29 protein-coding genes are annotated in these 26,226 nt (G+C 41.3%); 20 read left to right on the top strand and 9 right to left on the bottom strand.

All coding sequences use genetic code 11. The features are described from left to right. Positions 1-141 precede the first annotated feature (141 nt). The 8 genes from lptM (at position 142) to J3455_RS18800 (ending at position 6,299) form a co-directional block, all read left to right on the top strand. Positions 142-321, top strand: a complete 180-nt coding sequence (gene lptM / locus J3455_RS18835) for an LPS translocon maturation chaperone LptM (protein WP_130050045.1) — start codon at positions 142-144, stop codon at positions 319-321. Next, positions 322-1,575: a diaminopimelate decarboxylase gene (gene lysA / locus J3455_RS18830; protein ID WP_349562164.1), complete on the top strand. Its 1,254-nt coding sequence runs from the start codon at positions 322-324 to the stop codon at positions 1,573-1,575. Between the two features lie 64 nt (positions 1,576-1,639). Beyond that, on the top strand, positions 1,640-2,470 hold the full coding sequence (gene dapF, locus J3455_RS18825) for a diaminopimelate epimerase (RefSeq protein ID WP_349562163.1): 831 nt from the start codon (positions 1,640-1,642) through the stop codon (positions 2,468-2,470). Next, positions 2,467-3,078 (top strand): DUF484 family protein, encoded by a 612-nt coding sequence (locus J3455_RS18820; protein WP_130050048.1) that lies wholly within the window; start codon positions 2,467-2,469, stop codon positions 3,076-3,078. Before dapF ends, J3455_RS18820 begins: the two co-directional genes overlap by 4 nt. Beyond that, complete coding sequence (locus J3455_RS18815; protein WP_349562162.1) at positions 3,075-4,028, top strand: tyrosine recombinase XerC; 954 nt, start codon at positions 3,075-3,077, stop codon at positions 4,026-4,028. The genes J3455_RS18820 and J3455_RS18815 overlap by 4 nt, the downstream gene beginning before the upstream one ends. A gap of 12 nt (positions 4,029-4,040) precedes the next feature. After that, positions 4,041-4,751, top strand: a complete 711-nt coding sequence (locus tag J3455_RS18810; protein ID WP_167658810.1) for an HAD-IA family hydrolase — start codon at positions 4,041-4,043, stop codon at positions 4,749-4,751. A 66-nt stretch (positions 4,752-4,817) separates the two neighbouring features. Further along, positions 4,818-5,930 carry a retropepsin-like aspartic protease family protein gene (locus tag J3455_RS18805; protein WP_349562161.1) on the top strand — a complete coding sequence of 371 codons (1,113 nt, stop codon included), beginning with the start codon at positions 4,818-4,820 and terminating at the stop codon, positions 5,928-5,930. 9 nt (positions 5,931-5,939) lie between these two features. After that, positions 5,940-6,299 carry a HopJ type III effector protein gene (locus tag J3455_RS18800; RefSeq protein ID WP_130050052.1) on the top strand — a complete coding sequence of 120 codons (360 nt, stop codon included), beginning with the start codon at positions 5,940-5,942 and terminating at the stop codon, positions 6,297-6,299. A 14-nt stretch (positions 6,300-6,313) separates the two neighbouring features. Here J3455_RS18800 and J3455_RS18795 read toward each other — a convergent pair whose 3' ends face one another. Both J3455_RS18795 and J3455_RS18790 read right to left on the bottom strand, forming a co-directional pair. Beyond that, the gene (locus J3455_RS18795) at positions 6,314-6,721 is read right to left on the bottom strand and encodes a GNAT family N-acetyltransferase (RefSeq protein ID WP_178926466.1); all 408 of its coding nucleotides are present in this window, start codon (positions 6,719-6,721) and stop codon (positions 6,314-6,316) included. Between the two features lie 47 nt (positions 6,722-6,768). Beyond that, positions 6,769-7,074, bottom strand: coding sequence for a DUF6482 family protein (locus J3455_RS18790; protein ID WP_063700650.1), 306 nt, complete (start codon positions 7,072-7,074; stop codon positions 6,769-6,771). A gap of 81 nt (positions 7,075-7,155) precedes the next feature. Here J3455_RS18790 and J3455_RS18785 point away from each other — a divergent pair, with 81 nt between their 5' ends. The 3 genes from J3455_RS18785 to J3455_RS18775 all read left to right on the top strand — a co-directional run bounded on the left by J3455_RS18785 (position 7,156) and on the right by J3455_RS18775 (position 9,501). Continuing rightward, the gene (locus J3455_RS18785) at positions 7,156-7,842 is read left to right on the top strand and encodes a pseudouridine synthase (protein ID WP_130052216.1); all 687 of its coding nucleotides are present in this window, start codon (positions 7,156-7,158) and stop codon (positions 7,840-7,842) included. 69 nt (positions 7,843-7,911) lie between these two features. Next, on the top strand, positions 7,912-8,286 hold the full coding sequence (locus tag J3455_RS18780; RefSeq protein ID WP_167658808.1) for a BlaI/MecI/CopY family transcriptional regulator: 375 nt from the start codon (positions 7,912-7,914) through the stop codon (positions 8,284-8,286). 9 nt (positions 8,287-8,295) lie between these two features. Further along, the gene (locus tag J3455_RS18775) at positions 8,296-9,501 is read left to right on the top strand and encodes a M56 family metallopeptidase (protein WP_250661506.1); all 1,206 of its coding nucleotides are present in this window, start codon (positions 8,296-8,298) and stop codon (positions 9,499-9,501) included. Between the two features lie 79 nt (positions 9,502-9,580). On the opposite strand, the gene J3455_RS18770 is transcribed toward J3455_RS18775, so the two are convergent. After that, on the bottom strand, positions 9,581-9,964 hold the full coding sequence (locus J3455_RS18770; protein ID WP_130050055.1) for an MAPEG family protein: 384 nt from the start codon (positions 9,962-9,964) through the stop codon (positions 9,581-9,583). A 235-nt stretch (positions 9,965-10,199) separates the two neighbouring features. Here J3455_RS18770 and J3455_RS18765 point away from each other — a divergent pair, with 235 nt between their 5' ends. After that, positions 10,200-11,078: a DMT family transporter gene (locus tag J3455_RS18765; RefSeq protein ID WP_175580477.1), complete on the top strand. Its 879-nt coding sequence runs from the start codon at positions 10,200-10,202 to the stop codon at positions 11,076-11,078. Positions 11,079-11,124: 46 nt separating this feature from the next. On the opposite strand, the gene J3455_RS18760 is transcribed toward J3455_RS18765, so the two are convergent. Together J3455_RS18760 and J3455_RS18755 are read right to left on the bottom strand one after the other, a co-directional pair. Next, a complete protein-coding gene (locus J3455_RS18760) occupies positions 11,125-11,442 on the bottom strand; it encodes a DMT family transporter (RefSeq protein WP_167658805.1) in 318 nt (105 codons plus the stop codon). Continuing rightward, on the bottom strand, positions 11,442-12,974 hold the full coding sequence (locus tag J3455_RS18755; protein ID WP_349562160.1) for a carbon-nitrogen hydrolase family protein: 1,533 nt from the start codon (positions 12,972-12,974) through the stop codon (positions 11,442-11,444). The genes J3455_RS18760 and J3455_RS18755 overlap by 1 nt, the downstream gene beginning before the upstream one ends. A gap of 263 nt (positions 12,975-13,237) precedes the next feature. Between J3455_RS18755 and J3455_RS18750 the strand changes: the two genes are divergently transcribed. Continuing rightward, positions 13,238-14,338 (top strand): GGDEF domain-containing protein, encoded by a 1,101-nt coding sequence (locus J3455_RS18750; protein ID WP_175580476.1) that lies wholly within the window; start codon positions 13,238-13,240, stop codon positions 14,336-14,338. On the opposite strand, the gene J3455_RS18745 is transcribed toward J3455_RS18750, so the two are convergent. Beyond that, positions 14,331-16,613: a penicillin acylase family protein gene (locus J3455_RS18745; RefSeq protein WP_130050059.1), complete on the bottom strand. Its 2,283-nt coding sequence runs from the start codon at positions 16,611-16,613 to the stop codon at positions 14,331-14,333. The genes J3455_RS18750 and J3455_RS18745 overlap by 8 nt on opposite strands. A gap of 178 nt (positions 16,614-16,791) precedes the next feature. Here J3455_RS18745 and J3455_RS18740 point away from each other — a divergent pair, with 178 nt between their 5' ends. The 3 genes from J3455_RS18740 (at position 16,792) to nadE (ending at position 21,705) form a co-directional block, all read left to right on the top strand. Beyond that, positions 16,792-20,157 (top strand): ATP-binding protein, encoded by a 3,366-nt coding sequence (locus J3455_RS18740; RefSeq protein WP_349562159.1) that lies wholly within the window; start codon positions 16,792-16,794, stop codon positions 20,155-20,157. 17 nt (positions 20,158-20,174) lie between these two features. Beyond that, on the top strand, positions 20,175-20,801 hold the full coding sequence (locus J3455_RS18735; RefSeq protein WP_297330177.1) for a YceH family protein: 627 nt from the start codon (positions 20,175-20,177) through the stop codon (positions 20,799-20,801). Between the two features lie 67 nt (positions 20,802-20,868). Next, positions 20,869-21,705 carry an NAD(+) synthase gene (gene nadE, locus J3455_RS18730; protein ID WP_297330176.1) on the top strand — a complete coding sequence of 279 codons (837 nt, stop codon included), beginning with the start codon at positions 20,869-20,871 and terminating at the stop codon, positions 21,703-21,705. Here the strand turns inward: nadE and J3455_RS18725 are convergent. Continuing rightward, a complete protein-coding gene (locus tag J3455_RS18725) occupies positions 21,702-22,496 on the bottom strand; it encodes a sulfite exporter TauE/SafE family protein (protein WP_297330175.1) in 795 nt (264 codons plus the stop codon). The two genes, nadE and J3455_RS18725, sit on opposite strands and share 4 nt — an antisense overlap. 305 nt (positions 22,497-22,801) lie before the next feature. Here J3455_RS18725 and folM point away from each other — a divergent pair, with 305 nt between their 5' ends. From folM to folX, 3 genes are read left to right on the top strand one after another with little or no spacing between them, the layout of a single operon-like run. Further along, on the top strand, positions 22,802-23,521 hold the full coding sequence (folM, locus tag J3455_RS18720) for a dihydromonapterin reductase (protein ID WP_167658801.1): 720 nt from the start codon (positions 22,802-22,804) through the stop codon (positions 23,519-23,521). 18 nt (positions 23,522-23,539) lie between these two features. Continuing rightward, on the top strand, positions 23,540-24,094 hold the full coding sequence (gene folE, locus J3455_RS18715; protein WP_063700628.1) for a GTP cyclohydrolase I FolE: 555 nt from the start codon (positions 23,540-23,542) through the stop codon (positions 24,092-24,094). Between the two features lie 2 nt (positions 24,095-24,096). Then, positions 24,097-24,456, top strand: a complete 360-nt coding sequence (folX, locus tag J3455_RS18710) for a dihydroneopterin triphosphate 2'-epimerase (protein ID WP_054554637.1) — start codon at positions 24,097-24,099, stop codon at positions 24,454-24,456. On the opposite strand, the gene J3455_RS18705 is transcribed toward folX, so the two are convergent. Both J3455_RS18705 and J3455_RS18700 read right to left on the bottom strand, forming a co-directional pair. Next, positions 24,453-24,887, bottom strand: coding sequence for a YqaA family protein (locus J3455_RS18705; RefSeq protein WP_349562173.1), 435 nt, complete (start codon positions 24,885-24,887; stop codon positions 24,453-24,455). The genes folX and J3455_RS18705 overlap by 4 nt on opposite strands. 57 nt (positions 24,888-24,944) lie before the next feature. Continuing rightward, on the bottom strand, positions 24,945-25,316 hold the full coding sequence (locus tag J3455_RS18700; RefSeq protein ID WP_130050064.1) for a DUF4870 domain-containing protein: 372 nt from the start codon (positions 25,314-25,316) through the stop codon (positions 24,945-24,947). Positions 25,317-25,521: 205 nt separating this feature from the next. Here J3455_RS18700 and J3455_RS18695 point away from each other — a divergent pair, with 205 nt between their 5' ends. After that, positions 25,522-26,217 (top strand): spondin domain-containing protein, encoded by a 696-nt coding sequence (locus J3455_RS18695; RefSeq protein ID WP_349562158.1) that lies wholly within the window; start codon positions 25,522-25,524, stop codon positions 26,215-26,217. Positions 26,218-26,226: the final 9 nt, after the last annotated feature.

Genomic DNA, 26,226 nt, shown 5'->3' with positions numbered 1-26,226 from the left:
TCCTTTAACTGGCTTTAAGCCTAGATCTGGAGGCAGATTGTGTACATCAAGTGTAACAGGAATAAATTCATCCGCGAATAGCTGCATTTTTTAAATATTCTGTTACTCTGCGATTATAAAGCCAGCAATCGTATTAATCTAATGAAAGAGACTCATAGCCAAAAATTAAAAACAATCTTACCACTTAGCGCCCTACTTCTAACCCTCGCCGGTTGCGGACAAAGTGGTGCTCTTTATCTACCAGATGATACTGCACAGCCTAAAGAATCTCAGCCGCAGGCTGATCCATCCGAACAACCAGAGCAAAAACAGGACCAATAGATGGACTTTTTTAACTACAATAATAATCAGCTGTTCGCTGAAGACATCGCTGTCAAAGAGCTGGCAGAGCAATACGGTACACCGTGTTATATCTATTCGCGTAAAACCTTTGAGCGCCATTACCATGCCTTTGCTGATGCAGCAAAATCGCATAAAAGTTTGGTGTGCTATGCCGTAAAAGCCAACTCTAATATTGCAGTGCTCAATATTTTAGCGCGGCTTGGTTCAGGTTTTGACATCGTCTCAAAGGGTGAGCTTGCTCGTGTAATCCAAGCTGGAGGGGACGCCAGTAAAGTGGTATTTTCTGGCGTTGCAAAAACAGCCGATGAAATTGCGTATGCACTTGAATTGGGGATCAAATGTTTTAACGTTGAGTCAGTGGCTGAGCTTGAGCGTATTTCAGAAGTGGCTACTTCTCTTAACCATGTAGCGCCTATTTCGATTCGTGTAAACCCAGATATTGATGCTAAAACGCATCCTTATATCTCAACAGGTTTAAAAGAGAATAAATTTGGTATTGATATTCAAACTGCGGTGACAGTATATCAACACGCTGCATCTCTGCCTGGTTTAAAAATTACCGGTGTAGATTGCCACATAGGTTCGCAGCTAACAGAAATTAAACCTTTCTTAGCTGCACTTGAAAAAGTGCTAACACTTATCGAAGAGTTAAAAGCCGCTGGCATAACACTTTCACACCTCGATATTGGTGGCGGACTGGGTGTGCCATATAACGGCGAAACACCACCTCATCCAAGTGAATATGTTGATAAAATTACCGCTCGATTAGCAAATTACCAAGATTTAGAGCTGATTTTTGAGCCTGGTCGTGCAATTGCTGCAAACGCAGGCATTTTAGTCACCAAAGTTGAGTTTATTAAACAAAACCAAGATAAGTTCTTTGCTATTGTTGATGCGGGTATGAACGATATGTTACGTCCATCGCTATATCAAGCTTGGCAAAATATTGTGCCGGTTGAACCTCGCGTAGATGATACGCCTACTCACAACTACGACATTGTAGGCCCTGTTTGTGAAACCGGTGACTTTTTGGGTAAAGACCGCGAACTAGCGCTACAAGCCGGTGACCTTTTAGCGCAGCGCAGCGCTGGTGCGTATGGTTTTACCATGAGCTCTAACTACAACTCGCGCCCTCGTGTTGCAGAGATTATGGTGGATGGTCAGCAAAGTCATTTAATTCGTCAACGTGAAACCTTAGAAAGCCTATGGCAAGGCGAGAAAATTTTACCATAAACGTTTTTATAACCGGGCAGCTCTGTGGCATGATTAGCTCAGAGCAATCCTGAATTAGAGCGTTATGTTAGTTAATTTCTCAAAAATGCACGGCCTAGGTAATGACTTTGTTGTTATTGATAACATTACTCAAAATGTTTTCTTATCTCGTGACCAAATAAAGAAGCTGGCAGATCGCCATTTCGGCATTGGCTTCGATCAACTACTTATGGTTGAAGCCCCTTACTCTCCTGATCTAGATTTCCATTATCGTATTTTTAATGCCGATGGTAACGAAGTTGAACAGTGTGGCAATGGTGCGCGTTGTTTCGCCCGCTTTGTTCGTATGAAAGGTCTTACCAATAAGCATAAGATTTCAGTTTCAACAAAATCTGGCAACCTCACTCTTTATATTGAAAAAGATGGCCAAGTTACAGTGAATATGGGCCACCCAAATTTTGAGCCGAACAAAATCCCATTTAAAGCCAGCAAGCGTGAGCTAACTTATATTCTTCGCACTGAGGAACATACTGTATTTAGCGGCGCAGTTTCAATGGGTAATCCACATTGCGTTTTAGAAGTTGATGACATTCATACAGCAGAAGTTACCACTCTAGGACCACTGCTTGAAAATCATGAACGTTTTCCACAACACGCAAATGTTGGTTTTATGCAGGTAATTTCACAAGATCACATTAAACTTAGAGTGTGGGAGCGTGGCGTAAGTGAAACATTAGCATGTGGTACAGGTGCCTGTGCCGCAGTCGTGGTTGGACAAATTCAAAGTAAACTCGCAAGTACCGTACAAGTCGACTTACCAGGCGGGAGTTTGCAAGTACGCTGGCAAGGCGAAGGCCATCCTGTTCGGATGACTGGCCCTGCTGAGCATGTATTTGATGGACAAGTGGCATTATGAGCAAACTAACAGAACAACAAATTGCTGAATATTTAAAAGCACACCCTGATTTTTTTATTAAAAATCCTGATGTACTCGCTGAAGTTGAACTACAACAGCAAACAGCTGGTGCAACGTCTTTGGTGCATATTCAACAGCGCCAATTACGTGAACACAATACGTTATTAAAAAATAAGATTGAGCAGCTCGTTGAACAAGCAAAAGAAAACGAGTTAATTTACCGCTTATTTAGCGACTGTCATCGTCAGTTATGGACTAACTATGACTTTACGACACTGGCTAGCAACTTGCGCAATATTATCTGCACAAATCCATCCATTAACGAATGCCACTTAGTTAAGTACGATAAAAAGTTTGATGAGTTAATTGCTCACCGCCTGCAAAACGACGGCATTTACTTGGGCCGAGTAAGTCAGCAAGAAAGAGACTTACTATTCTCAGACACGACTCAATCGACTGCTTTATATCTAATTGGTAACACGAAACACCCTGTCGCAATTTTGGCGTTTGGTAGCGATGACGTAAGTCACTTTGAACCGGCAAAAGACAGCTTTTTTGTCCTTGAGTTTGTGCGCTCATTACAACTGCGCTTATTGGAACTTGCATGAGCGATGTGAAGACGCCAGAGATTGATGAATTAAGTGATGCTTGGAGAACACCCATCCAACTTTTTGCAGACTACTTACGCTACGAAAAACAATACTCAGCGCACACAGTTAACCAATACACGAGCCAACTAGGCTTTGCAGCGTTGTACTTTAGTAAACTCTGTGAAAACTGGTTTGCGGTACAAGGTGAGCATATTCGTCGTTACAGCATGCAAATGCGTAGCAAACAATTAAGCGGCCGCACAATCAGTTTAAAACTGAGCTGTATTCGCAGTTTATATAAATTTTTAAAAGCCAAAAATATTGCCAGTCAGGCACATTATCATAATCCGGCAGAAGCCATTAAAGGGCCTAAATTTTCCAAGCCTTTACCCAAAAATTTAGACGTTGATCAAATGGCTAAACTACTAGAATTGCCAGATGATGATCCTTTAGCTATTCGTGACAAAGCTATGATGGAATTAATGTATTCATCAGGTCTGCGAATTAGCGAGTTAGTTGGCGCTAACATACAGGATATAAACCCTACTGAAGGTGAAATTTTAGTCCGTGGTAAGGGTAACAAAGAACGTTTATTACCTGTTGGCAGTAAAGCACTCAGTGCATTAAAAACATGGTTGAAAATTCGTCCTCAATTTGCGCATCCAGATGAAATAGCGGTATTTGTTAGCAGCCAAAAGAAGCGAATTTCCGTGCGCCAAGTTCGCCTTCGTATGCAAGAATGGGGTATCAAACAAGGGATCAGCTCGCAAGTGCATCCACATAAGTTACGCCACTCTTTTGCTTCACATATCTTAGAGTCGTCAGGAGATCTACGTGCCGTACAAGAATTATTAGGACACAGAAGTTTGTCTGCAACTCAAGTTTATACGCATTTAGATTTTCAACATTTAGCTAAAGTGTACGATAACACCCATCCACGCGCTAAAAAGCGCCCAACATCAGAGTAAACTCTTGTAATTATGATCCGATTTAACCGTGCCTTATCGCCAGTTTCTGTTTTAAGTTTTGATTTAGACGACACACTTTATAACAACCATCCGATCATTAAATCAGCCTTGCAAGCACAAGCTGATTACCTTGAGGCGTTAGAACAATGGCCAGCCGATAGCATGAGCTATTGGTTAGAGTGCCGCGATAATGCTTTAAGACAAGATGCGACTCTAATCGATGACGTTACGCGCTGGCGACAAACAGCCTTACACTATGCCATGACCAACCTTGGTTTTTCTGCTGAGCAAGCTAAGTTTCATGCCGAAAATGCATATCAGGCATTCGCTGATGCCCGTAGTAAAATAACCGTATCTGATGAGGTACTTGAATTACTTACTAATCTCAGCAAACACTACCGCCTCATCGCCATCACCAATGGCAATGTCGAGGTAGAAAAGTTTAACCTTCATGGCATTTTTGAGTTAGTACTACAAGCCGGTCCACACGGAAAAGCGAAGCCGCACAGCGCTTTATTTGATAACGCTGCAAAACAGTTAGAGGTTACTCATAATGAAATTTTACATATCGGCGATAGCCTAGATACTGACGTACAAGGTGCAAATAATGCAGGTTGCCAAAGTGTTTGGCTAAACAACCAAGCAACTCAATATCGTTATCTTGGGTTAGCTGATATTGAGATACGCAATATCATGGCACTCAATCATTTAGTTAAAAAGTAACTTCTTTCAAAATTTGCTTTATGCTGAGTAAATAACAAACAAAAATAGAAAGCTTATGGCAGAAGAATGAAGGCTCTACTTAAATTAATATTACTGTGTTCTCTTAGCTTAAATGGTTACTTCATATGGCAGTTATTTTCCCCTGAAAAACCAGTAATACTAGAGGCAGACGCACCAACGCCTAAAGTAAAGAAAAGCGCTGTTTTACCAGCCCACTTTCAGCAAGCGGTTGTGTTGTTTAGTAACCACTTATTCGACAAAGCTGTTGCTGAATACACGCAACTACTCACCAATGATCCACACTATGCAAAACAACTTAAACAAGCTTGGCAACAACAACTTGAGTCATGGCTTTCCCATAAAAATTTCACCTTAAGTGAGCTATTTTTAACGGCTTTTTTAAATAGCCACCCATACGATGTCAGCATGCTTGAATTGGATGCTAAGCGTTTAATAGCACAAGGTGATACCCAACAGGGAATTATCAATTTACTGGCTCTTAGCAACCAGTTAGACAGCAATAAAAAGCAACAACTTAGCAAACAAATAGACGAGCTAAGCACATCCTTTATTGGTGAGCTTATAGCGGCACAACAGTGGCAGGTATTACATAGTAGCAGTCAACACTGGCTTGATTACGCCCCAGGTAACGCACATTACCTATATGCCAATGCATTAGCAAACTACCATTTAGAAGATTATGTAGCTAGTCAAATCACCCTAGATCAACTTTCTGAAAATCATGAATTTAAACAGCAAGCTGAGCAATTACGCCAATTGATACAACAAGCCTTAGCAGGTGTTGACGTTATAAAATTAACCGCTCGAGGTTCACACTATCTAATAACCGGCATCATCAATGATGATGTCGAAACCGAGCTAATGATCGACACTGGCGCTAGTTTTACGGTCATAAACCAAACATTATTAAACTCGCTTAATACCCCTCCTAATTACCTTGGCACATTGCAAGTAAACACAGCTAACGGCGTTATTGAAGCTCAGCGTTATCAGCTCGAGTCATTTCAAATCGGACAACAGCGCATCAGTAATTTTGAAGTGTTGGTAATAGAAAATCATGCTGGTTATGGCTTACTAGGTATGAACTTTTTAGAGAATTTTAAGTTTAATATCAATCAGCAAGTGAATGAGTTAGAGTTAACAAAGAACAATTTTTAAGGACAAGCAATGACTCTTAATGAATTTCTTTCGAAATTAGCAAGCTCACCGCAACAGATTGAGTTTACCGATACAATGGCAGTAATAGACAACAATTATGACTTTATTCCAAGCGGTTTTAACAATCATGGGCTGCTTAGCGAAGCAAATGAAAATAATGGCTCGTGCAAAATTTTTGCCTTTGCAAAACTTAATCAACTAAGTAAGCAAAATACCCTAGATTGTTTTGGCGCATTTTATCGTGAAGAAGTATTAAAGAACCCTGAAGGGCAAGACCACATGAACATTCGTACCTTTATGCTTGCTCCTGAAGCCACCCCTTTCTTAGGAATTACATTTACCGAGCAAGAAGTACTTAAAGCGAAGTAATCTAAGCACAATAATCAAAGGCTTTTTTCCATAAAATAACGGCAACCGTCGAGCGGGTAATTTCTCATCTCATACTTTACTTGGTAGCCGTTCTTTTCGTAGAAAGGTTTGGCTTGAAAATCGAGAGTATCGAGTTGCGCGGTGTTTGCACCAAGCGCTTTAGCCTTACTCTCTAATTCGGCTAACAATCGTGTCGCAAGCCCTTTACCACGCGTCTTATCATCACACCAAAGCCAACTTATTATCAGCCAGTTGCCAAACACTTGGCCGTGAATACCTGCTACAACACTGCTGTTTTTAGCTATGAACTTAAAACCAAGAGGAATACGTTCGGCATTAAAATGCCCAGCATTGTAAGCAACAATATGTTCTCTTAGCTGGTTGTTTAGTTCAGCTGAGTCATCACTTTTTAATTGATACATAGCATACCTTTAAAATGTTATGACTCAGTATACGCTTATATCCTTAATCAGTATAAGTGGTTCTTACCATAAGGAACTTCGAGCATATTACTAGCCAGCTTTTCTGGCTGACCACACATTTCATCATAAGCACTTGTGTGGCGTAATACCATGTCACCATAACTTAAATGATCGAGACGCTTTTGAATGTGCAACGGGCTAATATCGCGGATAAACTCACCTTGCTCATCAGTAACATAATATTCAACGTTATTGATCACCACAGACACCTGATACAGCGCCATTTCCAACGAATGAAGGATAACCTTTTGCAGTGGTTGGTGCGCTGCAAGTTCAGATAACTTAATTGCCATGTCGAACCCCTTTTGTATGGTAGTACTTCTTATACGCGGGTTTGATATACTGTGATCAAATTAATTGTACAAAAATCACTCATGACTGAAAAAGTACGACTTGCCAAATTTATTGCCCATGCAGGTGTTTGCTCTCGAAAACAAGCATCGCGCTTGATAGATCAAGGTGAGGTAACAGTAAATGGCCGTGCTGCAAATCATATAGATCACGTTGATGAACATGATGATGTGATTGTACGTGGCGAAAAAATTTCAGAAAAAGCGCCACTAACCTACTTTGCGTATCACAAACCCGTTGGTATTGATTGCAAATTAAATGCTGACGACCCAACCAGTCTTATTCATAGTCTGCCTAAAACCACTCGCGTTTACCCAATTGGCCGGCTCGACAAAGACTCCCGAGGTTTGTTAATTTTGACCAATGACGGTGAGTTTTGTAATCAACTGATCCACCCTGATTATCATCAACCCAAACGCTATTTAGTTACGGTAGATAAGCCTCTTGATAGCGTCTTCTGTGACAAAATGGCAGATGGCGTACCCGTAGATAAGCAAATAACCCTTCCTTGTGAGGTGACTCAAGTGACCGAAACGCAGTTTTACATCGTCTTAAAACAAGGCTTAAACCGGCAAATACGAAAAATGACACGTTATTGTGGCTACAAAGTCATAGACCTTTACCGCACAGATATCGCAAAGCTTTCACTCACCACGCTGAATTTGCCCGAAGGGCACATAGTCAGTATCAAAAAAAGTGACATTCTCTAACAAAAAAAGTTTGCATTAATTGATTACAGATGTAATCTTAAAATAAAGATTACATCTGTAGGTATAAAAATGATTGAACTTTCTAAAGCAGAATTCGAAGTATTAGATGCGGTATGGCTTGGCTACCCTGCCACTGCAAGTGAAGTAATTGCGCGTTTAAGTGACGATAAAGAATGGCACGAAAAAACCATTAAAACACTGTTGAGCCGTTTAGTTAAAAAAGGCGCAATAAGCTTCGAAAAACAAGGTCGCCAATATAACTACACCCCTTGCATCGCCCGTGAAGAATACACATTAAAAGAAAGCCAAAGCTTTATTGAACGCTTCTTTAATGGCCGTATTGCGCCATTAGTGAGTGGTTTTGCTAAATCAGAGCAACTCTCGCAACATGATATTGATGAGCTAAAAAAGGTCATTGATGATTGGGAAAAACAGCAAAAGTAAGGCTTTGTTATGTTAGATGCATTTTTTAATTGGCTGTTAGATCAACAGCTTTTGATCTCATCTGCAATTATGTTTTTATTGCTGCTAGAGCGAAAGCTACTAAGTCAGCTGTCGGCACGCTTGGTTTATACACTTTGGGCGCTTTTACCTATTGGTTTATTTTTAGCGAACCTACCAGATCACTTAAAGCCGATACAAAACAACTTTATCAGTAAGCTGACTATCACGCCAAACACAGCAATAATGCCGCAATTTACACCAACTTGGTTCGCTGTTTATGCCCTTGTAACTGCTGCGCTGCTACTCACTGCCGTTTACTTTCATTACCGCTTTTTAGCCAAACTGCAATTAGAGCAGATTACAGTCGACCATCACAGTATCCAAAGTCTGTGCTTATATCAAAGTAAACAAATAAGTTCACCTATGGTTGTGGGCGTTATTAACACCAAGTTAGTGCTGCCAACAAATTACCATAGTCACTACGACAACCTTGCTTTAGCACTTATTTTAGAACATGAATCAGTGCACATTAAACGCAAAGACAACCTAATAAACGCCATCGCTTTAAGTGCCACTATTTTGCTGTGGTTTAACCCTCTTGCGTGGCTTGGTTATGCGAGCTTGCGCCGTATACAAGAGCTTTCATGTGATGAGCAAGTGCTCAAAAATAAATCGACAGAACAACGAATTTTATACAGTAAGGCATTAGTGCACTGTGCAAGCTTTAGTAGAGCAGGCTTAATGGCTTATTCACAATACGGAGATAAAAACACCATGTTACAACGTCTAAATCAAATAAAGCAGATCGATAACAGCTCATTTATTGCAAAAACAGCGTTAGTTATTTTTACAGCGGGCATGCTTAGCAGCTTTGCCATTGCAAAACAGCCTATGTCAGTTGAAAAGACAAAAGACTATCAAGCGGTTATGCGCGTAGAGCCGATATACCCAATTCAAGCTGCAGAGCAAGGCATTAGCGGTTCAGTCGTTTTGAAATACGATATTTTACCAAGTGGCGCCACCAGCAATGTTAGTGTGGTAAGTGCGGAGCCTGAAGATGTTTTCAATCGAGAAGCGAAAAGAGCCTTAAAACAATGGCAATATGCGCCATCTGAATCTGGCTTTAAAAACGCCTTAGTACAACTCGACTTTGCCTTAGACGAAAACTATCAAGCAAATGATTTAATTGAGAAAATTAAAGTTAGTTCGAAATAAGCAGTAACAACTTAAGACCCTAAAGCAAGCGCCTTATTTAAGCCGCTTGCTTTGTGGTTTTTAACTCATAGCCTTGTGACTAAAGGCAAAGTGCAATCATAGCCACAGCACAAACATAACCCACTAGCCAGACTAGTGAGCGCAAAATATCCTGGTTTAAGTAGTAAAAAATACAATACAACACACGGGCAATAACATGCATAATCGCAAGGGTTTCAGTCACCTGATAGATATTATTGCTACCGATTACGACCGCCAGCGCTACTGCAAAAATAATCAACGATTCAAAGCTATTTTGGTGTGCAGCCAATGCACGAGCACCAAAGCCGGTTAGTTTTGCTTGTTGTTCACGTGGGTGCTTGTTGTCATAGCCTGACAACTTATTTTGTGCAAAAGCCACAGGTGCTTTAGCTAAATAGGGAATGAGTACTGCGATGAGTGCGCAGATAATCAGTGTTGTCATGATATTTCCTTATCTTGTTTAAATTACTCTCTACCCTATCGTAAACAAAAAAAAGCCGCTACTTATAACAGCAGCGGCCAGCAATAGCATCATTGTCACTATAGCCTAATGCTTACCTAAAAGCCCTGCGGCATATTGTCACAGCTGAGTTTTTCTCAAGTTGGTCGATAAGCTAATGCTCTCATTCTTTGGTTTTGTTACTCTAATTGCCTCTCCTAATTAATTTATTTTCAATATGACTTGGATTTTCTTAACCATTTTTGCAGCATTTATGCAGTCATGGCGCAATGCGCTGCAAAGTAAACTCAGTGCGACGGTCAGTGTTGCTGGGGTAACACTTGCTCGCTTCATTGTTGCCAGTCCTATAGCGGCCCTTTATTTATTAGCACTATATCAATACCAAGATGCAGCTTTTCCTGACTTTAACTTAGCTTTTATTAGCTACATTGTTGGTGCCAGTATTGTTCAAATCGTTGCCACTGGTTTGATGGTAAAGCTTTTTAAAATGAATAACTTTGCTGTGGGTGCCGGGCTTGCCAAAAGTGAAGCGCTAATGGCAGCGATTTTAGGTGTTATGTTTTTTGGCTCTGCACTTTCATTACTTGGCTGGATTGGGGTATTTATTGGTGCTATCGCCGTACTGCTATTGAGTGGCATCGCGAATGTTAAACACTTTAATTTAGGCACTGCCCTACTTGGGCTGGCTTGTGGCACTTCATTTGCGCTTTCATCTTCATGGATCCGTGAGGCAAGCTTAAATTCAGGACTGACTTTCCCGCACTCAGCTGCGTGGGTATTGCTGCTGATAATTAGCTTACAAACGTTGATGCTGTGCGTGTATATTGCATTCAAAGAGCGCGATACGTTTAAAAAGATGTGGCATCACAAAGGCACTACCACGGCAGTCAGTGTTTGTAGCTGCTTAGGCTCGATAGGTTGGTTTAGTGCTATGAGTTTGCAGCACGTTGCTTATGTAAAAACACTAGGACAAGTTGAAGTTTTCTTTACCATTATGGTATCGATACTTTGGCTAAAGCAGCCATTAAAACGCCAAGATACAGCAGGGCTTCTGTTAATTGCACTGGCAGCCATTCTTGTTATGCTACCTAATTAGTTACATTTTTGTCATTAAAAAAGCGGCTATGCCGCTTTTAATTTCGTTAATGACTAATTTTAAGAGTTATCACACCACTTATTATTAAAAGTACTCCGGCAATGCGGCCAAATGTCGCAGCATCACCATAAAATAAAAAACCCACCAAGAAGGTGCCTGCTGCCCCTATACCAGTCCATACAGCATAGGATGTTCCCATTGGGATATCTTTTTGCGCCAACCACAACATAAAGCCACTTGCGACCATAAAGGCAACGGCTATCGCAATACCTAACCATCGACTGTCAGCTTCTTGAGACATTTTAAGACCAACTGGCCAGCCAATCTCTAGCAGTCCAGCAACAATTAAATACAACCACGCCATTATTGGTCTCGTTTTTTCAAGATCACGTCATATAAGTCTTCACGGCGGTCTTTTAAGTTTCTAACTGTACCTTCACTGTGAAGGATTTTCAGCTTATCCATATCTAGATCACTGAATAACAGCATTTCAGTATTAGGTGTTGCTTCATTCAAGGTTGCATCATGCGGAAACGAAAAATCAGAAGGGGTAAGAACAGCCGATTGAGAATACTGTACATCTAAACTCTCTACCTCAGGTAAATTACCAACAGAACCCGCAATCACAACATAACATTCATTTTCAATTGCACGCGCTTGTGCACAATGACGAACACGTAGGTAACTGTTTTTAGTATCAGTCCAAAATGGCACAAATAAGATATCCAACCCTTGCTTTGCAAGAATACGTGAAAGCTCAGGAAACTCGACATCGTAACAAATTTGAATACCGACACGACCTGCATCTGTTTCAAATACAGCAATTTTGTCACCCCCTTGGATCACCCAGTCATTTTGTTCGTGAGGCGTAATATGAATTTTACGCTGCTCATCAATCTTACCGCTTCGGTGACATAAATAGCTGACATTATAAATCTTATCGCCTTCAGCTAGCGGCATAGACCCGGTGATAATATTGGCATTATATTCAACTGCCATACGCGACATTGCATCACGAAAAGTTTCTGTGTACTCCGCTAAATAACGAATTGCCTCAGTTTGATTACTTTGCTCAGTGAGGCCCATTAATGGCGCATTGAAGAATTCCGGAAACAGAATAAAGTCACTTTTATAATCAGATACCGTATCAACAAAATACTCCACCTGTTTGAGAAGCTCTTCAACAGACTCAACACAACGCATTTGCCATTGTACGGCACCGACTCGGACAATTGACTTGGTTGACTCAAGTACCGTATCAGTCGGCTCAAACATAATGTTATTCCACTCTAGTAAAGTGGCATAACCGACAGATTCTTGATCTTCAGGAAGGTACTTTTTGAGTAAACGTTTTACTTGGAAGTCATTAGAAAGCTGAAAACTTAAAATCGGATCATAAAGCTCTTTGTGGTCAACTTTTTCGATGTACTCCATTGGCGACATTTCTGCACTGTGATTGTAATAACGCGGAATTCGCCCACCCGCTAAAATAGCGCGTAAGTTATACTGACGGCACAGCTCTTTACGTGCATCGTATAAACGGCGCCCAAGTCGCATCCCTCGGTGAGTTGATGATGTAACCACATCTAAACCATAAAGCGCATCGCCTTCAGGGTCACTAAATACTCGGTCATGGCCATCAACAATATCTTCATAGGTATGCGGGTTCGAAAAACGAGCGTAATCTACCTGAACACTTAACGCGATGCCCACTAAAACACCATCGTCAACAATGCCTATTTGTCCTTCTGGAAACTGATCTATCAGCCTAAAAATGGTGTGGCTTGGCCATGCACCGCCAAGCCCTGGATATGCTTGGTCCATAAGAGTTTTTATTTGTGGGTACTGTTCTTTAGTTAGATTACAGATCTCTAAATGCGTTTTTTCGGCCGGCATAGATACTCCTTTTTTAGGCACGAGATAACAAGCAAAGCAAACATTCAGTCAGCATGTTTCTAGATTAGCTTTAACTAGAGTGGCATCAAATCCCCACTCTGCCAAGACCCAAAGCTTAACAAACGTGATGTGAACAAACGCTTATCTTCACTGATAAACATTCGCTGCAAGCGTTTACACAGCAAAAGCGATCAATTATAAACCTGCATTGCTCAACTTTTCATCTATAATTACGCTACACTCCATGTGTATTTGAGGTGGGATTGATCAAACGTCTACTAAAACAATCAAAGCAATCTGGCTTAGAAGAGATTGAGCACGTTAAGTTTCTAATTATTTGTAAAATTGCCTATTTCGCGCTCATTGTTCATGTCTTGCTAATCCCCGCGTTTGCCCATATAGGTGCAAACATGCTTGCTTTAGTTAATATTTTGAGTGTTCTCGCTTGGGCCAGCGGCATCTTTTTAATTAAGCAAGGACTGACTTCCCTGGCACTTCGAGTATTTTGCCTTGAAGTAATTATTCATGCTGTGATTGTCTGTGCCACCCTTGGTTTAGGTGCGGGGTTTCAGTTTTACTTGTGGACAGTCTCTTGTATTTTAATGATCGACTACCAATTAACTTTTAAACGAGCGGCAATCTATAGCTTAGTAATGATTGCCACATTCGCCCTTCTCTATGTGTTTTTTGCGGACGTTCAGTACAGCTTTGCTTACCCAGAATTACTTCCACACGTTAATGTGATAAATATTATTATTGCTGGCTTACCCATGGTATACGGCATGGGTTTAATTAGAGAAATCACCATATCACAACGAATTGAGTTAACAGAAATGGCAGCCCGCGATCCTCTCACCAAACTTTATAATCGTCGTTTTGCAAAAAAATTAATTACCTCAGCACATAAGAAAAGTATTGAGCAAGATAGCAATATTTGTATTGTTATGGCAGATATCGATAAGTTTAAAAATATCAATGACAACTACGGCCATGATAAGGGTGATACGATACTCATTAATGTTGCCAAACTAATTAGCCAATTCATCAATGATGAAGATATTGCTGTACGCTGGGGCGGCGAAGAATTTTTATTATTATTAACCAATACAGATGCAAAACAAGCCTACGCAAAAATTGAAACTTTGCGTATAAAAATCGCCGAGCTAGAAGCGCATCCTGATTTCCCTGATATCAATGTAACTATGAGCTTTGGACTCATTGAGTGGCAACCACTCGCTTCGATAGAAAAAATGTTGCAACATGCCGATGAGGCTCTTTATAGAAGCAAGCATGCAGGACGCAACCAAACGACCGTTGCCAAGGGAGAATGTCCTGCTTTTAAGGATGCTGATGCGGTTAATTAACCGCATCAATGGTGATACTGTGAGCAATCTCTTGAGGCAATAATGGCGTTAAACCATTGCTGACATAGTCGTTGAATCCAGCTCTATAAAATTCCGACAATGGATGTCCCGATTGACCACCAGGTATAGCCATAATGGCATTATCTAAGTGTCCTGGTTGTACAATAAAACGCTGCGAAGCACCAAAGCTTCGCCCTTGTACCGCAGGCATAAAGGTATCACCAAAACCAGGGGCTACAGGCATATTTAACAAGCTTTTAAGTACGGGTATTTGTTTGGCAAACGGGTGCTCAATCACTAATTCGTTGACCTTACCCCATTGCCAACTGTGTGGATTGTTGCCGTACTGCTCTGTGAGTTTAGTAATCACGCGATCAAAGGCGCCTAACATTTGTTGCTGCCAATTTTCGTACTTAGGATTTAACCATGTTTGAGGCTGAGCTTTGATAAGTTGCCAAACGGCAGGCTCTAAGTCTCGTTTTACTGGCTTTAAGCTACTATCGAGAGCTTTTAGCTTATTCTCAATTGGACTAAATAAACCATTGATCACTTCACTGCGATAACGTTTTACCAAGGTATAGCCAACTGAGTCACTACAAGCGCACGCCTGCCAATTGTTTAATTCATTTAAATATAAGGCATATTTATCGCCTGCAGCGCTAAGCTGTTTGACTAGTAATTGATGCCAAGCAGTTAAGAAGCGTGCTTCGTTATCATGTTGTAAGTCATAAAAATCTTGTTCGTTGAACTGCTGTTTTTCAAATAAGCGATCGCGAATTTGTGCAGAGCGAGCCCCCATTGCATAGCCACCATTACCAAAACGCTGATTATCTTGCGCAGAAACAACCCGTGAGTTTCCTGTCCATAACCGACCACTTTCTGGGTTTTTTACAAATGGACGCTGCGTTTCGTTTTCATGCCAAGCAGCAGGATACGCTTGCTCAGAAACAGCTAATTGATGCGGTATTTTACGAGCGGGAACTGCTCCCATATTTTTCCAAGCAGCATTACCTTTATCATCAACAACTATCAGGTTTTGTACTGGAATACCAACGTCCGCAGCAAGCGTTAATGCATCATCAACATTGTTTGCTTGCTCAAGCTTAAGCAACTCCATATCAACCGCATACTCATGGTGAGCAACCCAACTTAAGGCATAAGGTTTGCCGTTAATTTCTTTAACAGGGCCATACTCACTCATGGTTAAAGCATAATTTTCAACGTTGCCATCATTAAGTAAGATGGGTTCATCTATCAGCCAAGTTTTCTCTTTACTCTCAAGAGCAATCCAATCGGCAGTATCTAGATAACCATTAGTAAATCCCCAAGCTATTTTATTATTGGTACCAACAACAATGGCTGGAGCCCCGGGTAATGACACACCAGTTATTTGTTGCATTTCACCATTTAATGGGTAATTAAGCTGCGCACGATACCAAATAATTGGCACTGCAAATGATAAGTGCATATCGTCAGATAGCATTGCAGCACCCGTTTCAGTTAGCTGCCCAGTGACTGCCCAGTTATTACTACCAAGCTCTTTACGGTTTGCAATCTCGGTCGAAGCCCATAAAGCGTCTTTAAGCGCAGGAATACCGCCGTTATAAGGTGCAAGCTGACTGTTATCGAGCGCGGCTTGATATTGGCTTGGCTGAGTAATAAAGTCGACCATCGCTTTGCCATATAGGTCTTCGATTTCGATCAGCGTTTGGTCACGCTCAAACGTAGCAGTTTGTAAATCTAAGTACATGCTAAAAATGATTAGTAAGCTGTCTTCACTTTGCCAAGGTTTTGCTTCAGCGCCAGTGAGCAAATATTCAAAGCTATCATAGCCAACTTGTGCATGGCCTTCATTGACTCCATTTGCATATGCTTGCAATAGCACTTTATCTTTAGCAGGTAATTGCGCGACTGCAATCTGGCTACGTTTTCGTAATTGATGAAAACGCATTTTTTTATCAAGCCCAACAGCAGCTTTACCAAATAACTCACTAAGTTCACCTGCCGCATTGCGGCGCAGTAAGTCCATTTGAAAGAATCGGTCCTGACCATGAGCAAAGCCTAAGGCATAGGCCGCATCTAAACGGTTCTCGGCATGAATAACAGCCTGCCCTAAGGAGTCCCGTTCAATCTTTACTGATTGCGAAATAGCATCACTTTTACCCCGGCCATCAAGTACCGGTAAACTTAAATTTAATACGCCATAAACAAGCCCGGTTGCCAGTAACACCAATACAAACAGGCCTATGAGTAACCATTTGATTATCTTAAACATGCCAATTTTCCTTGCGCTGAAGTAACACTGTATTAACCTGGTATATTAACCTGAGTTTTATGAAAAAATAGTGTTGCGATACAAATAATTAAATTTAACGTCCTAGGTTAGCTGTTCATTGTTAATTACCACAGAAATTGTCTATAGTAGGTAGATAGTATAAAACCTGATATTTCTCATGCCGCTAGCGACCGAAGCAGATAATAAAAAACTACAAAAATTGAAGCTAGCCTTCTGGTTATCACTTGCCTGTATCGTGGTAATTGGTCTTTTAATCGAGCAAATTAATTACAATCGTGAAAAAGATGCTTTTCGCTCTCAAGAACTAGCGAAAATAAGCGCTTATCGCGCAGAACTCGAAGCAAAGATGGTTTCTAACATTCAACTTGTGCGCGGCCTTGCTGTTGCCGTTGCTGCCGAGCCAAATTTAGACCAAGCTCGCTTTACGCAAATAGCTAGCCCCTTATTTTCAACCTCCTCAGAGCTCAGAAACATCGGCGCAGCCCCAGATATGATTATCCAGATGACTTACCCTCTTGCGGGGAATGAGAAATCTATTGGACTAAACTTTTTAGAAGCCCCTCGGCAACGCGATGATGCAATTAGAGCACGAGATGAAAACCGTATTGTTATGGCTGGCCCATTAGAGCTGGTGCAAGGTGGCCAAGCGCTGATAGCAAGAATGCCCGTATTCACACCACCCGAGCTCACTTTTTGGGGATTACTCTCGGTGGTACTCGATATAGATAAGATCTACAGTAACTCAGGTTTAATTGCACTGAGTCAACATTATGAAGTTGCGCTGCAAGGGCGCAACGGCCGCGGTTCAAAAGGTGACTTTTTTTACGGTTCTAAAGACGTGCTCAACACCAACCCTCTGAGTTTTAGAATTAACTTTCCAGGTGGTGAGTGGCAAATGTATGTCACACCTAAATCTGGATGGCAGCCTCCAAGCTCTGCAATTTGGCCACTGAGACTAGCCATTATTTCATTCTGTATTTTGTTTGCTGGCGCTTCAGTATTCTTCTTACGTATGGTTGAACGACAGCACAAGAGCGAGCGAATGCTAGAAACCATGAGTAGCCTCGCCAAAGTCGGTGCTTGGTCATTCAACCTTGAGAAAAAAACCGTATATTGGTCTGACATGACCAAGCAAATATTTAAGCTTCCCCTAAATGTCCAGCCTGAATGGCCTACGAACTATACTCTTTTCAAAGCCGGTGAAAGTCGTGAAAAAATTCGCCGCCTTAACGAGCGCGCAATTAAGTATGGTGAAAGTTTTGAAACACAAGTAGAGATTATCACTGCTGAAGGTGATGAAGTTTGGGTACTGTTACACGGAGAAGCTGAGCATAAAAATGGCCGCTGTATAAAATTATTTGGCTCACTGCAAAATATTGATACCCGTAAGCGAGTAGAGCTCGAAAATAACAAGATCGCCTTACATAACGAGATCCTTGCATCATTAACCGTCAATGATGCTGTACTGACAGGTAACCTTAACCTTTCTAAACATGTCATTGTGCAAGCTATTTGCCATGCATTCGATATTGATCGCGCGAGTATTTGGTTATTCAGTGACGATCGTCAATCGCTCAACACCTTTGCGATTCACGACCAGAGTCAGCCTGAATTTAGTGAAGCAATATCACTACAACAAATTGAATTTCAAAATTATTTTGATGCCATTAATAATCACGCCGTGATAAATGCCAGTGATGCACAGCAACACCCACTGACTAGCGATTTACGTAGCACTTACCTAGATTGGTTTAATATACGCTCAATGCTCACCGTGATAATTCCAACAGGAAGCAAAACGATGGGGGTAGTGTGCGCTGAAAAATGCCATAACCGCAGACATTGGAGTAAAAATGAAGAGAGCTTTTTAATCGCTGTTGCTGCGTTAATTGGAAGTTTACACGCAAGTCAGCGCCGTATAGAGACTGAGCATCAGCTAGTCCAAGCAAAAGAGGCAGCTGAACAAGCAGTAAAAGCCAAAAGTGAATTTTTAGCGAGCATGAGTCATGAGATCCGCACACCCATGAATGGCGTGATTGGGATGCTCAATATCATTAAGCAAACCAAATTAGACAACCAGCAAAGCCATCATATCGATTTGGCGCAATCATCGGCTGAGTCTTTACTGCATATCATTAATGATATTCTAGACTTTTCTAAAATTGAGGCTGGTAAACTCGATATTGAAAATGTGAGCTTCAACGTATTAAAACTACTTGGCGATACGATTGAATCGTTTGCTATCAAAGCAGAGCAAAACAATACCAAGTTACTGTTAGATACTACACAACTTAATCATGGGTTTATTATTAGTGACCCGAATCGTATTAGACAAATCATCAATAATTTAGTGAGTAATGCCGTTAAATTCACAAAAGATGGTGAGATTATCGTCATCGCCAAACTCGAAACAAGCGACGAAGAGTTGTTTTTGAACTGCTCTGTTATTGATTCTGGCGTTGGGATTAAACCTGAAAAACAAGCCACCTTATTTGACTCATTCACACAAGCAGATGCATCAACCACACGTCAATACGGCGGGACAGGACTTGGGCTTGCGATTGTAAAACAGCTCTGCCAGTTAATGGATGGGGATGTCAGTGTAATTAGCTCATATGGGGAAGGCAGCACCTTTAATTTTTCTGTAAAAGTTAAACGTGATCACACAAAACAAGCACCTGAACCTAGCCACATCTTAGATAAAAAGCATATTTTAATTGCTGATAACTGTAGGCTAAGTATCAATATCACCAAAAAACAGTTGCAGTTGTGGGGTGCTGAAGTAGAAGCATATAGCGATATGTCAAGCTTACTCAATTTTGCTTCAATGCCTGACAATAAAGGTTGTGATGCCATTTTAGTTGATTATCAGTTTTATAGCAGCGCAACAAAAGAGCACCAACAAGCGTTCTTAAAGTACTTTAATGCCACTAGCTGCAAACGAATTCTGATGGCACCAATGAACCTTACGGAAAAACAAACAAGACAAACAATAAAAGTTGAGAGTATTATCTTCAAACCATTAACACAGTCTGATTTATTTAATTCACTAGTAAATGACAAGTACATTGAACAGCAGCAAGTCAGTAAAGAAACGTTAATAACCAAGGCTGTAACCAATAACAGTAATACAGAGTCACAGGTTTTGCTCGTTGAAGATAATAAAGTGAATCAGATGGTCGCCGGCTCATTATTAAAACAAGCAGGCCTTAGTTTTGATATTGCCGAAAATGGTCTTGAAGCAATTGCAAAACTTTCAAGTCGTGAGCAAAGGCCTTATCTTTTAGTGTTAATGGATTGCCAAATGCCAGAAATGGATGGTTACCAAGCAACACGGGCCATTCGTGCTGGTAAAGCAGGTGCAGCTCATCAAGGGGTTAATATCGTCGCACTGACAGCAAATGCAATGCAAGGTGACAAAGAACGTTGTTTAAACGCTGGTATGAACGACTACGTCACCAAGCCCCTTAAATTTGACTCGCTCAATAAAAAGTTAACAGTGTGGCTAAGCACTGAAGAATAAAGAAAGAGAGTAAAACCATGCAATTATCATCAATTCAACAACGCGTTATTGGCTGTTTACTCGAAAAGCAAAGTACAACACCCGAACATTACCCATTATCTTTAAACTCACTTACTAATGCATGTAATCAAAAATCTAACCGTGAGCCAGTAATGTCTCTAACTGAAGCGCAAGTCCAAGATACCCTTGATGAACTTATTGCATCACGCTTGGTAACGGTTGATGAAGGACTGTCAGGGCGTGTAAATAAATATGCTCATCGCTTTTGTAATACCGAATTTGGCAGTTTGCAATTTAGTGAGCAGCAACGCGCCATTATTTGTTTGTTACTATTACGAGGCCCGCAAACACCGGGAGAACTAAGAACTCGCAGCAACCGACTGGCTGAGTTTAGTAATGTCAATGAAGTCGAAGCAGCATTAAATGCACTCATCGAGCAAGAATATGTTGCACGCTTAGCACGAGAGCCAGGCAAACGAGAAAGCCGTTACATGCACTTATTTGTAGACCCAGACAGCATTACTGAAGACATGGCAGCTAATGAGCCTTTTCCGGACAACAGTAGTGAAGTGCAACAATTACGAAGCGAAATCGAAGATCTTAAGCAACAAATTAACGCAATAAAAGCGCATTTAGGTCTTTAATAAAAATCACGCCCGTAACATAATGTATAAAACGCTGACAACCACAACGAAAAATAGGAGCTCTACCATGCGTGCCGACATTCTGGCGGAAATGAAAGTCCAACCAACTATTGATGTAAAAGCGGAAATTACCCGTCGCGTTAACTTTCTTAAAAGCCGACTTATTGCTGCGCACTCTCGCTCACTTGTATTAGGGATCAGTGGTGGTGTTGACTCATCAACCTGTGGCCGTTTATGCCAATTAGCTGTTGATGAACTAAACCAAGAGCACAACACCAACGAATATCAATTTATTGCAGTACGCTTACCTTATGGCGTACAAGCAGACGAAGACGAAGCGCAACTCGCGGTTGATTTTATTCAACCGAGTAAGCGTATGACGGTTAATATCAAAGCTGCTGTAGATGGCATGCATGAGCAAGCAGTGGCTGCAGTTGTTGGTGGTAATGCTGAATTACCAGAGCAAGCTAAAATCGACTTTATCAAAGGTAATGTAAAAGCGCGCCAACGCATGGTTGCGCAATACGAAATTGCCGGTTTCTGTCAAGGCTTAGTGGTTGGTACCGATCACAGTGCAGAAAACATCACTGGCTTTTACACTAAATTTGGTGACGGAGCGTGTGATTTAGCACCGTTATTTGGTTTATCAAAACGCCAAGTTCGTGCGCTTGCTGAGCACTTAGGTGCGCCAGCTGTACTAGTACATAAAGCCCCAACCGCTGACTTAGAGTGTGACCGCCCAGGCCTTACCGATGAAGAAGCGCTTGGCTTAACTTACGATCAAATTGATGATTTCTTAGAAGGTAAAGATGTCAGCAATGAAGTCGAAGAAAAGCTAACAGCTATTTACTTACGTACTCAGCATAAGCGCCAAGCAATCCCAACGGTTTACGATGCGCTTTAAATAACGATCAATAATTCATAAATAGTAAACGACACTTCTAGGGCAATGAGTAGCAGTAAAAAGCTAATGAGTTGCCCACTTTTCACTTTTGCACACACATAAGCACCTAGCGGTGCGCCCAGCACCACAACAGGAATAGCAGCTAATAGATAGGCTTGAATTTGTGGGTTAATAGTCTCGAGGTAAAAATAATTCATAACACTTGCTACGACAGACGTCACAGCCATAATGATCACTGTGGTTGCCGTTGCACGTTGAATATTCGCGTTATATGCAATAACTAACAGCGCAAAAACAGCAATATCGGCGCCCGACCCAACCAATCCTGATGCAACACCACCAAGCGTAGCTATCAACGCGACTCGCATTTTATTTACGGTGATCTTTGTCTGGCTACAAATATGCTGAGCTCGGCGATAAATACGCCACGCTAAGGTCAACGCAAAACATAATAATAGTGCACTAAAGACCGCTTTCACCGCTAACCTTGGTAAGTGATCTGCAATGAAAAATAAACTCAATATAGCGCCGAAAATAGCCATTGGCGTCGCGATTAATACCACTTGTTTGTAATAAGGGATACGGCTAAAAATAATTGTTAAAGCAGCAGCTGTCATACCAAAGCTTTGTATAGCAAGAGAAAACACTTTCGCTGTCGCAGGTTCTATCGCTAATATTTTGGTCATTACCGGAAACGCTACCGCACCGCCTCCCAGAGCAGTGCCACCAGCGACAAATGAGCCAACCGCCATCGTTGCAGCAATACTCAATTGCGTCACAAAATTACTCACTGCATTAGCGGGGCCTTGCAAAAGCAATAAAGTACAATAAACAGCGATAATAAATAGCCATGGTACGGTTCGTAGCCAGCTAAATGATTTAATGACAGCAAGCATAATGAAAAAGAAAAGTATCAAGTATGGCTATTATGCCTGAGACTGAAAACCGGGCAACTGATCTATGATTGCCAGTATTGCGTAGAATGTTTGGCAACATGAATGCAGTAAAGGTGAAATAGTTCTGTAATTTGGTTTATAGTTGTTACAGTTAAATACATTACTTTTCAAATCAAAAATCTAAGGTTTTATATTAGTTTATGTCATCGCCCATTTTAATTACTGGCGCAGGCCAACGTATTGGACTCGCTGTGGCCGAGCACTTTTTAGCGCAAGGGCAAGAAATAATAGTAACTTACCGTACCCGTCATGAAGCGATAGATGTGCTTGCAGGTAAAGGTGCCACTTGTATCCATGCCGATTTTAATAATGACCAAGCTATCGGGCATTTTATTGAAGAATTAAAAACCCATACCAACCAACTCAAAGCAATTATCCATAATGCGTCTAGCTGGGACTGTGAAGCAAATAACCACGATTACGCAGACCTATTTGACAACATGATGCGTATTCACGCCAAAGCGCCCTATTTAATCAATTTAGCAGCCTCTGACTTGCTATTACATTATCAGCAAAACAGTGGCCAAGCCGCAGATATTATTCATTTAACCGATTATGTTGTTGAGAAAGGCAGTCCTAAACACCTAGCTTATGCTGCAAGTAAAGCGGCGCTTGATAATTTAACCAAGTCGTTTGCTGCTAAATTCGCACCTGCCATTAAAGTAAATGCAATTGCGCCTTCGTTGATCATTTTTAACGAACACGACAGCGACGAGTACAAAGCAAAAACATTAAAGAAATCGCTAATGGGCATTGAGCCCGGCTGCGCCGAGATTATTAACAGCGTAGAACTATTACTAAACAGTCACTACATCACAGGTCGTTCTATGCCTGTTGATGGTGGCAGACATTTAAAATAACGAATTACTGAGAAAGCTATGCACGATGATTTAAAAAACAGTTACCAGCAAATAATTAGCGCAGTGGGTGAAGATCCTGCTCGTGAAGGATTACTCGACACACCAAAGCGCGCTGCAAAAGCGATGGAGTATCTGACTAAAGGCTATCGTCAAACATTAGATGAAATCACCAACAATGCGGTATTTACTTCAGATGCCGATGATATGGTATTGATCCAAGACATTGAGCTTTACTCTATGTGTGAACATCACTTACTGCCGTTCGTTGGCCGCTGTCATATTGCTTATATCCCAAACGGTAAAGTACTTGGCTTGTCAAAGTTTGCTCGTATTGTTGACATGTATGCTCGTCGTTTTCAAATTCAAGAACAGCTAACCCACCAAATTGCTAAAGCGGTTGAAGAAGTGACTGGTGCGAAAGGCGTTGGCGTAATTGTTGAAGCAAAGCACATGTGTATGATGATGCGCGGTGTTGAAAAGCAAAACTCGAGTATGCGTACATCAGTTATGTTAGGTAACTTCAGAGCCGATCCAAAAACCCGTAACGAGTTCTTACAACTAGTTAGAGGGTAACGATGGCCAACGCAATTATTAATGTCACTAATCTCAGGCTACGAACCTTTATTGGTTTTAACCCTGAGGAACGTGAGAAAAAGCAAGATGTAGTGATTAATTTAGAAATTCATTACCCTGCTGATCAAGCTTGTGAGACTGATGCGGTTGATAAAGCGCTAAACTACAAGACCATCACCAAAGAAGTGATCAGCCTTGTCGAAGAAGGCCACTTTTTGCTGTTAGAAAAATTGGTTGCTGAAATTTTAGCAATTTGCCACCAGCATCAAAGTGTTCACTATGCCAAAGTGCGCGTCGATAAACCTCATGCGCTGCGTTTTGCTGATTCAGTATCACTGACACTTGATTGGCAAAAAAGCTAAAATAGTTTTTCTAGCCCTACCGCAAAGGCAAGCACAGCTAAATAACGTGCGCCTTTGCCTAGGGTTACGAGAAGCAAAAAGAGCGAAAACTTGACCCTAAAAATTCCGCCAACAACCGTTAAAGGGTCCCCAACAATAGGCAGCCAAGCAAACAACAAACTGTAAATACCGTACTTATTGAATTGCTTTTCGGCTTTGTCTATCGACTTTTCTGAAACGGGAAACCATTTGCGGTCTTTAAATCGCATGACTTGCGTGCCCAGCCAATAATTCACGCAACTCCCAAGCACATTGCCCACGGTTGCACTTAGCCATAACAACCAAAGTAGATAGTCACCACTGGCTATCATAGCAGTCATCACTAATTCTGAAGAGCTAGGTAATAAGGTTGCGGAAATAAACGCGCTGAGAAATAACGATAAATAGGCCATAAACATCACATAAAAAAGCTCAGCAAACGGCTGAGCTTTTAATATACCCAAACCACCTTACTTTATAAATTCTATCGCCATTGGGTATTTAACTTCTTTACCATCGTTGGCTTTAATCGCCGATACTACCACCATAATTAATGAGAATAGCGCTACCAATGGTAGCAGAATGACACCAATGACAACAAACATCAGCATGAAGCAGACAATGTAGGCGATCATCATGGTTAATTGAAAGTTTAATGACTTGCGGCCATGCTCTGCAACGAGCGGCATTTCTTCTTTTTTTACAAGCCAAACAATCAAAGGCCCAATTACCGAGCCGAACGGGAAAAGCAAGCCAGCTAAGGCACTTAAGTGACAAAACATTGCCCACATGCGCTGCTCTTTATCTGCCACAATTATTTCAACTTTTTGATTATCATCCATTTTAAATTCCTTGTTATGGGTCTGTTTATTTCTCTACTATAAACCTTAATGACCTTTTACCCTAGCTAAATTGATTAAATTTAAAGCTCTCAACCAACACAAAAGGCTGTAATCAACGTTGTGATAAAAATGTGATAACTTCGTGAAGGTTTCTGGATATTGCTATTCGATACTGATATTGAATCATCAAAAACAGGAATCTAATATGAAAGCTTTAACTTTGTTCGCTGCATGCGCAGTAACCAGCCTTGCAAGCCACGCTGCTGAGCTTGATATAAAACTAACTAACCTCACGCAAGGTTTACACTTTACCCCTATTCTCATTACTGCTCATAACAGTGACAACAAACTTTTCAGCGTTGCAATGCCTGCTTCTACAGCCTTACAAACGATGGCTGAGGGCGGCAATCTCGAGCCGTTAATGAGTGAAGCCACAGCCGCAAACAGCGATATGGTTGCCAACCCAGCTGAAGGTTTACTGGCACCAGCAAGCTCAACGATGGCTAGCTTATCCACCAAGGATGGCAATAACTACTTATCTCTAACAGCAATGCTACTGCCTACCAATGATGGCTTTGTAGGTTTAGATAGTTGGATGATCCCAGCAGAAGCTGGTACCTACACTGTTTATCTCAATGCGTATGATGCGGGTACCGAAGCCAATGATGAGCTTGTTGTTGAGGGCTCAGGCATGCCGGGCACGCCAGGCATTCCTGCTGCACCGGGTGGCAATGCGGGTATGAATGGCAGCGGCGTCACCAGTAGCGAAACAAATATGATGGTGCATATTCATCCGGGTAATTTAGGTGACGACGATTTAGAAGCGGGGATGAGCGATCTCGATAACACAGTACACAGATGGTTAAACCCAGTTGCGATGCTAACAGTTACGGTTAAATAGGAGGTTATT

Origin of the sequence: Pseudoalteromonas sp. NFXS39 (assembly GCF_040148775.1) — a bacterium.
Lineage (GTDB): Bacteria > Pseudomonadota > Gammaproteobacteria > Enterobacterales > Alteromonadaceae > Pseudoalteromonas > Pseudoalteromonas apostichopi.
The sequence above is the reverse complement of the archived record's forward strand: the minus strand, read 5'-3'. Positions and strand labels throughout refer to the sequence as shown.

Bases quoted from the DNA above. Each gene is read 5' to 3' on its own strand.
- J3455_RS18805 (WP_349562161.1), top strand. From the start codon at position 4,818: ATGAAGGCTCTACTTAAATTAATATTACTGTGTTCTCTTAGCTTAAAT.
- J3455_RS18810 (WP_167658810.1), top strand. From the start codon at position 4,041: ATGATCCGATTTAACCGTGCCTTATCGCCAGTTTCTGTTTTAAGTTTT.
- J3455_RS18705 (WP_349562173.1), bottom strand. From the start codon at position 24,887: ATGGCCTATTTATCGTTATTTCTCAGCGCGTTTATTTCCGCAACCTTA.
- J3455_RS18755 (WP_349562160.1), bottom strand. From the start codon at position 12,974: ATGCCGGCCGAAAAAACGCATTTAGAGATCTGTAATCTAACTAAAGAA.
- lptM (WP_130050045.1), top strand. From the start codon at position 142: ATGAAAGAGACTCATAGCCAAAAATTAAAAACAATCTTACCACTTAGC.
- J3455_RS18780 (WP_167658808.1), top strand. From the start codon at position 7,912: ATGATTGAACTTTCTAAAGCAGAATTCGAAGTATTAGATGCGGTATGG.
- J3455_RS18740 (WP_349562159.1), top strand. From the start codon at position 16,792: ATGCCGCTAGCGACCGAAGCAGATAATAAAAAACTACAAAAATTGAAG.
- J3455_RS18785 (WP_130052216.1), top strand. From the start codon at position 7,156: ATGACTGAAAAAGTACGACTTGCCAAATTTATTGCCCATGCAGGTGTT.
- nadE (WP_297330176.1), top strand. From the start codon at position 20,869: ATGCGTGCCGACATTCTGGCGGAAATGAAAGTCCAACCAACTATTGAT.
- lysA (WP_349562164.1), top strand. From the start codon at position 322: ATGGACTTTTTTAACTACAATAATAATCAGCTGTTCGCTGAAGACATC.
- J3455_RS18700 (WP_130050064.1), bottom strand. From the start codon at position 25,316: ATGGATGATAATCAAAAAGTTGAAATAATTGTGGCAGATAAAGAGCAG.
- folM (WP_167658801.1), top strand. From the start codon at position 22,802: ATGTCATCGCCCATTTTAATTACTGGCGCAGGCCAACGTATTGGACTC.
- J3455_RS18820 (WP_130050048.1), top strand. From the start codon at position 2,467: ATGAGCAAACTAACAGAACAACAAATTGCTGAATATTTAAAAGCACAC.
- J3455_RS18695 (WP_349562158.1), top strand. From the start codon at position 25,522: ATGAAAGCTTTAACTTTGTTCGCTGCATGCGCAGTAACCAGCCTTGCA.
- J3455_RS18770 (WP_130050055.1), bottom strand. From the start codon at position 9,964: ATGACAACACTGATTATCTGCGCACTCATCGCAGTACTCATTCCCTAT.
- folX (WP_054554637.1), top strand. From the start codon at position 24,097: ATGGCCAACGCAATTATTAATGTCACTAATCTCAGGCTACGAACCTTT.
- J3455_RS18735 (WP_297330177.1), top strand. From the start codon at position 20,175: ATGCAATTATCATCAATTCAACAACGCGTTATTGGCTGTTTACTCGAA.
- dapF (WP_349562163.1), top strand. From the start codon at position 1,640: ATGTTAGTTAATTTCTCAAAAATGCACGGCCTAGGTAATGACTTTGTT.
- J3455_RS18760 (WP_167658805.1), bottom strand. From the start codon at position 11,442: ATGGCGTGGTTGTATTTAATTGTTGCTGGACTGCTAGAGATTGGCTGG.
- J3455_RS18745 (WP_130050059.1), bottom strand. From the start codon at position 16,613: ATGTTTAAGATAATCAAATGGTTACTCATAGGCCTGTTTGTATTGGTG.
- J3455_RS18790 (WP_063700650.1), bottom strand. From the start codon at position 7,074: ATGGCAATTAAGTTATCTGAACTTGCAGCGCACCAACCACTGCAAAAG.
- J3455_RS18765 (WP_175580477.1), top strand. From the start codon at position 10,200: ATGACTTGGATTTTCTTAACCATTTTTGCAGCATTTATGCAGTCATGG.
- J3455_RS18800 (WP_130050052.1), top strand. From the start codon at position 5,940: ATGACTCTTAATGAATTTCTTTCGAAATTAGCAAGCTCACCGCAACAG.
- folE (WP_063700628.1), top strand. From the start codon at position 23,540: ATGCACGATGATTTAAAAAACAGTTACCAGCAAATAATTAGCGCAGTG.
- J3455_RS18795 (WP_178926466.1), bottom strand. From the start codon at position 6,721: ATGTATCAATTAAAAAGTGATGACTCAGCTGAACTAAACAACCAGCTA.
- J3455_RS18815 (WP_349562162.1), top strand. From the start codon at position 3,075: ATGAGCGATGTGAAGACGCCAGAGATTGATGAATTAAGTGATGCTTGG.
- J3455_RS18775 (WP_250661506.1), top strand. From the start codon at position 8,296: ATGTTAGATGCATTTTTTAATTGGCTGTTAGATCAACAGCTTTTGATC.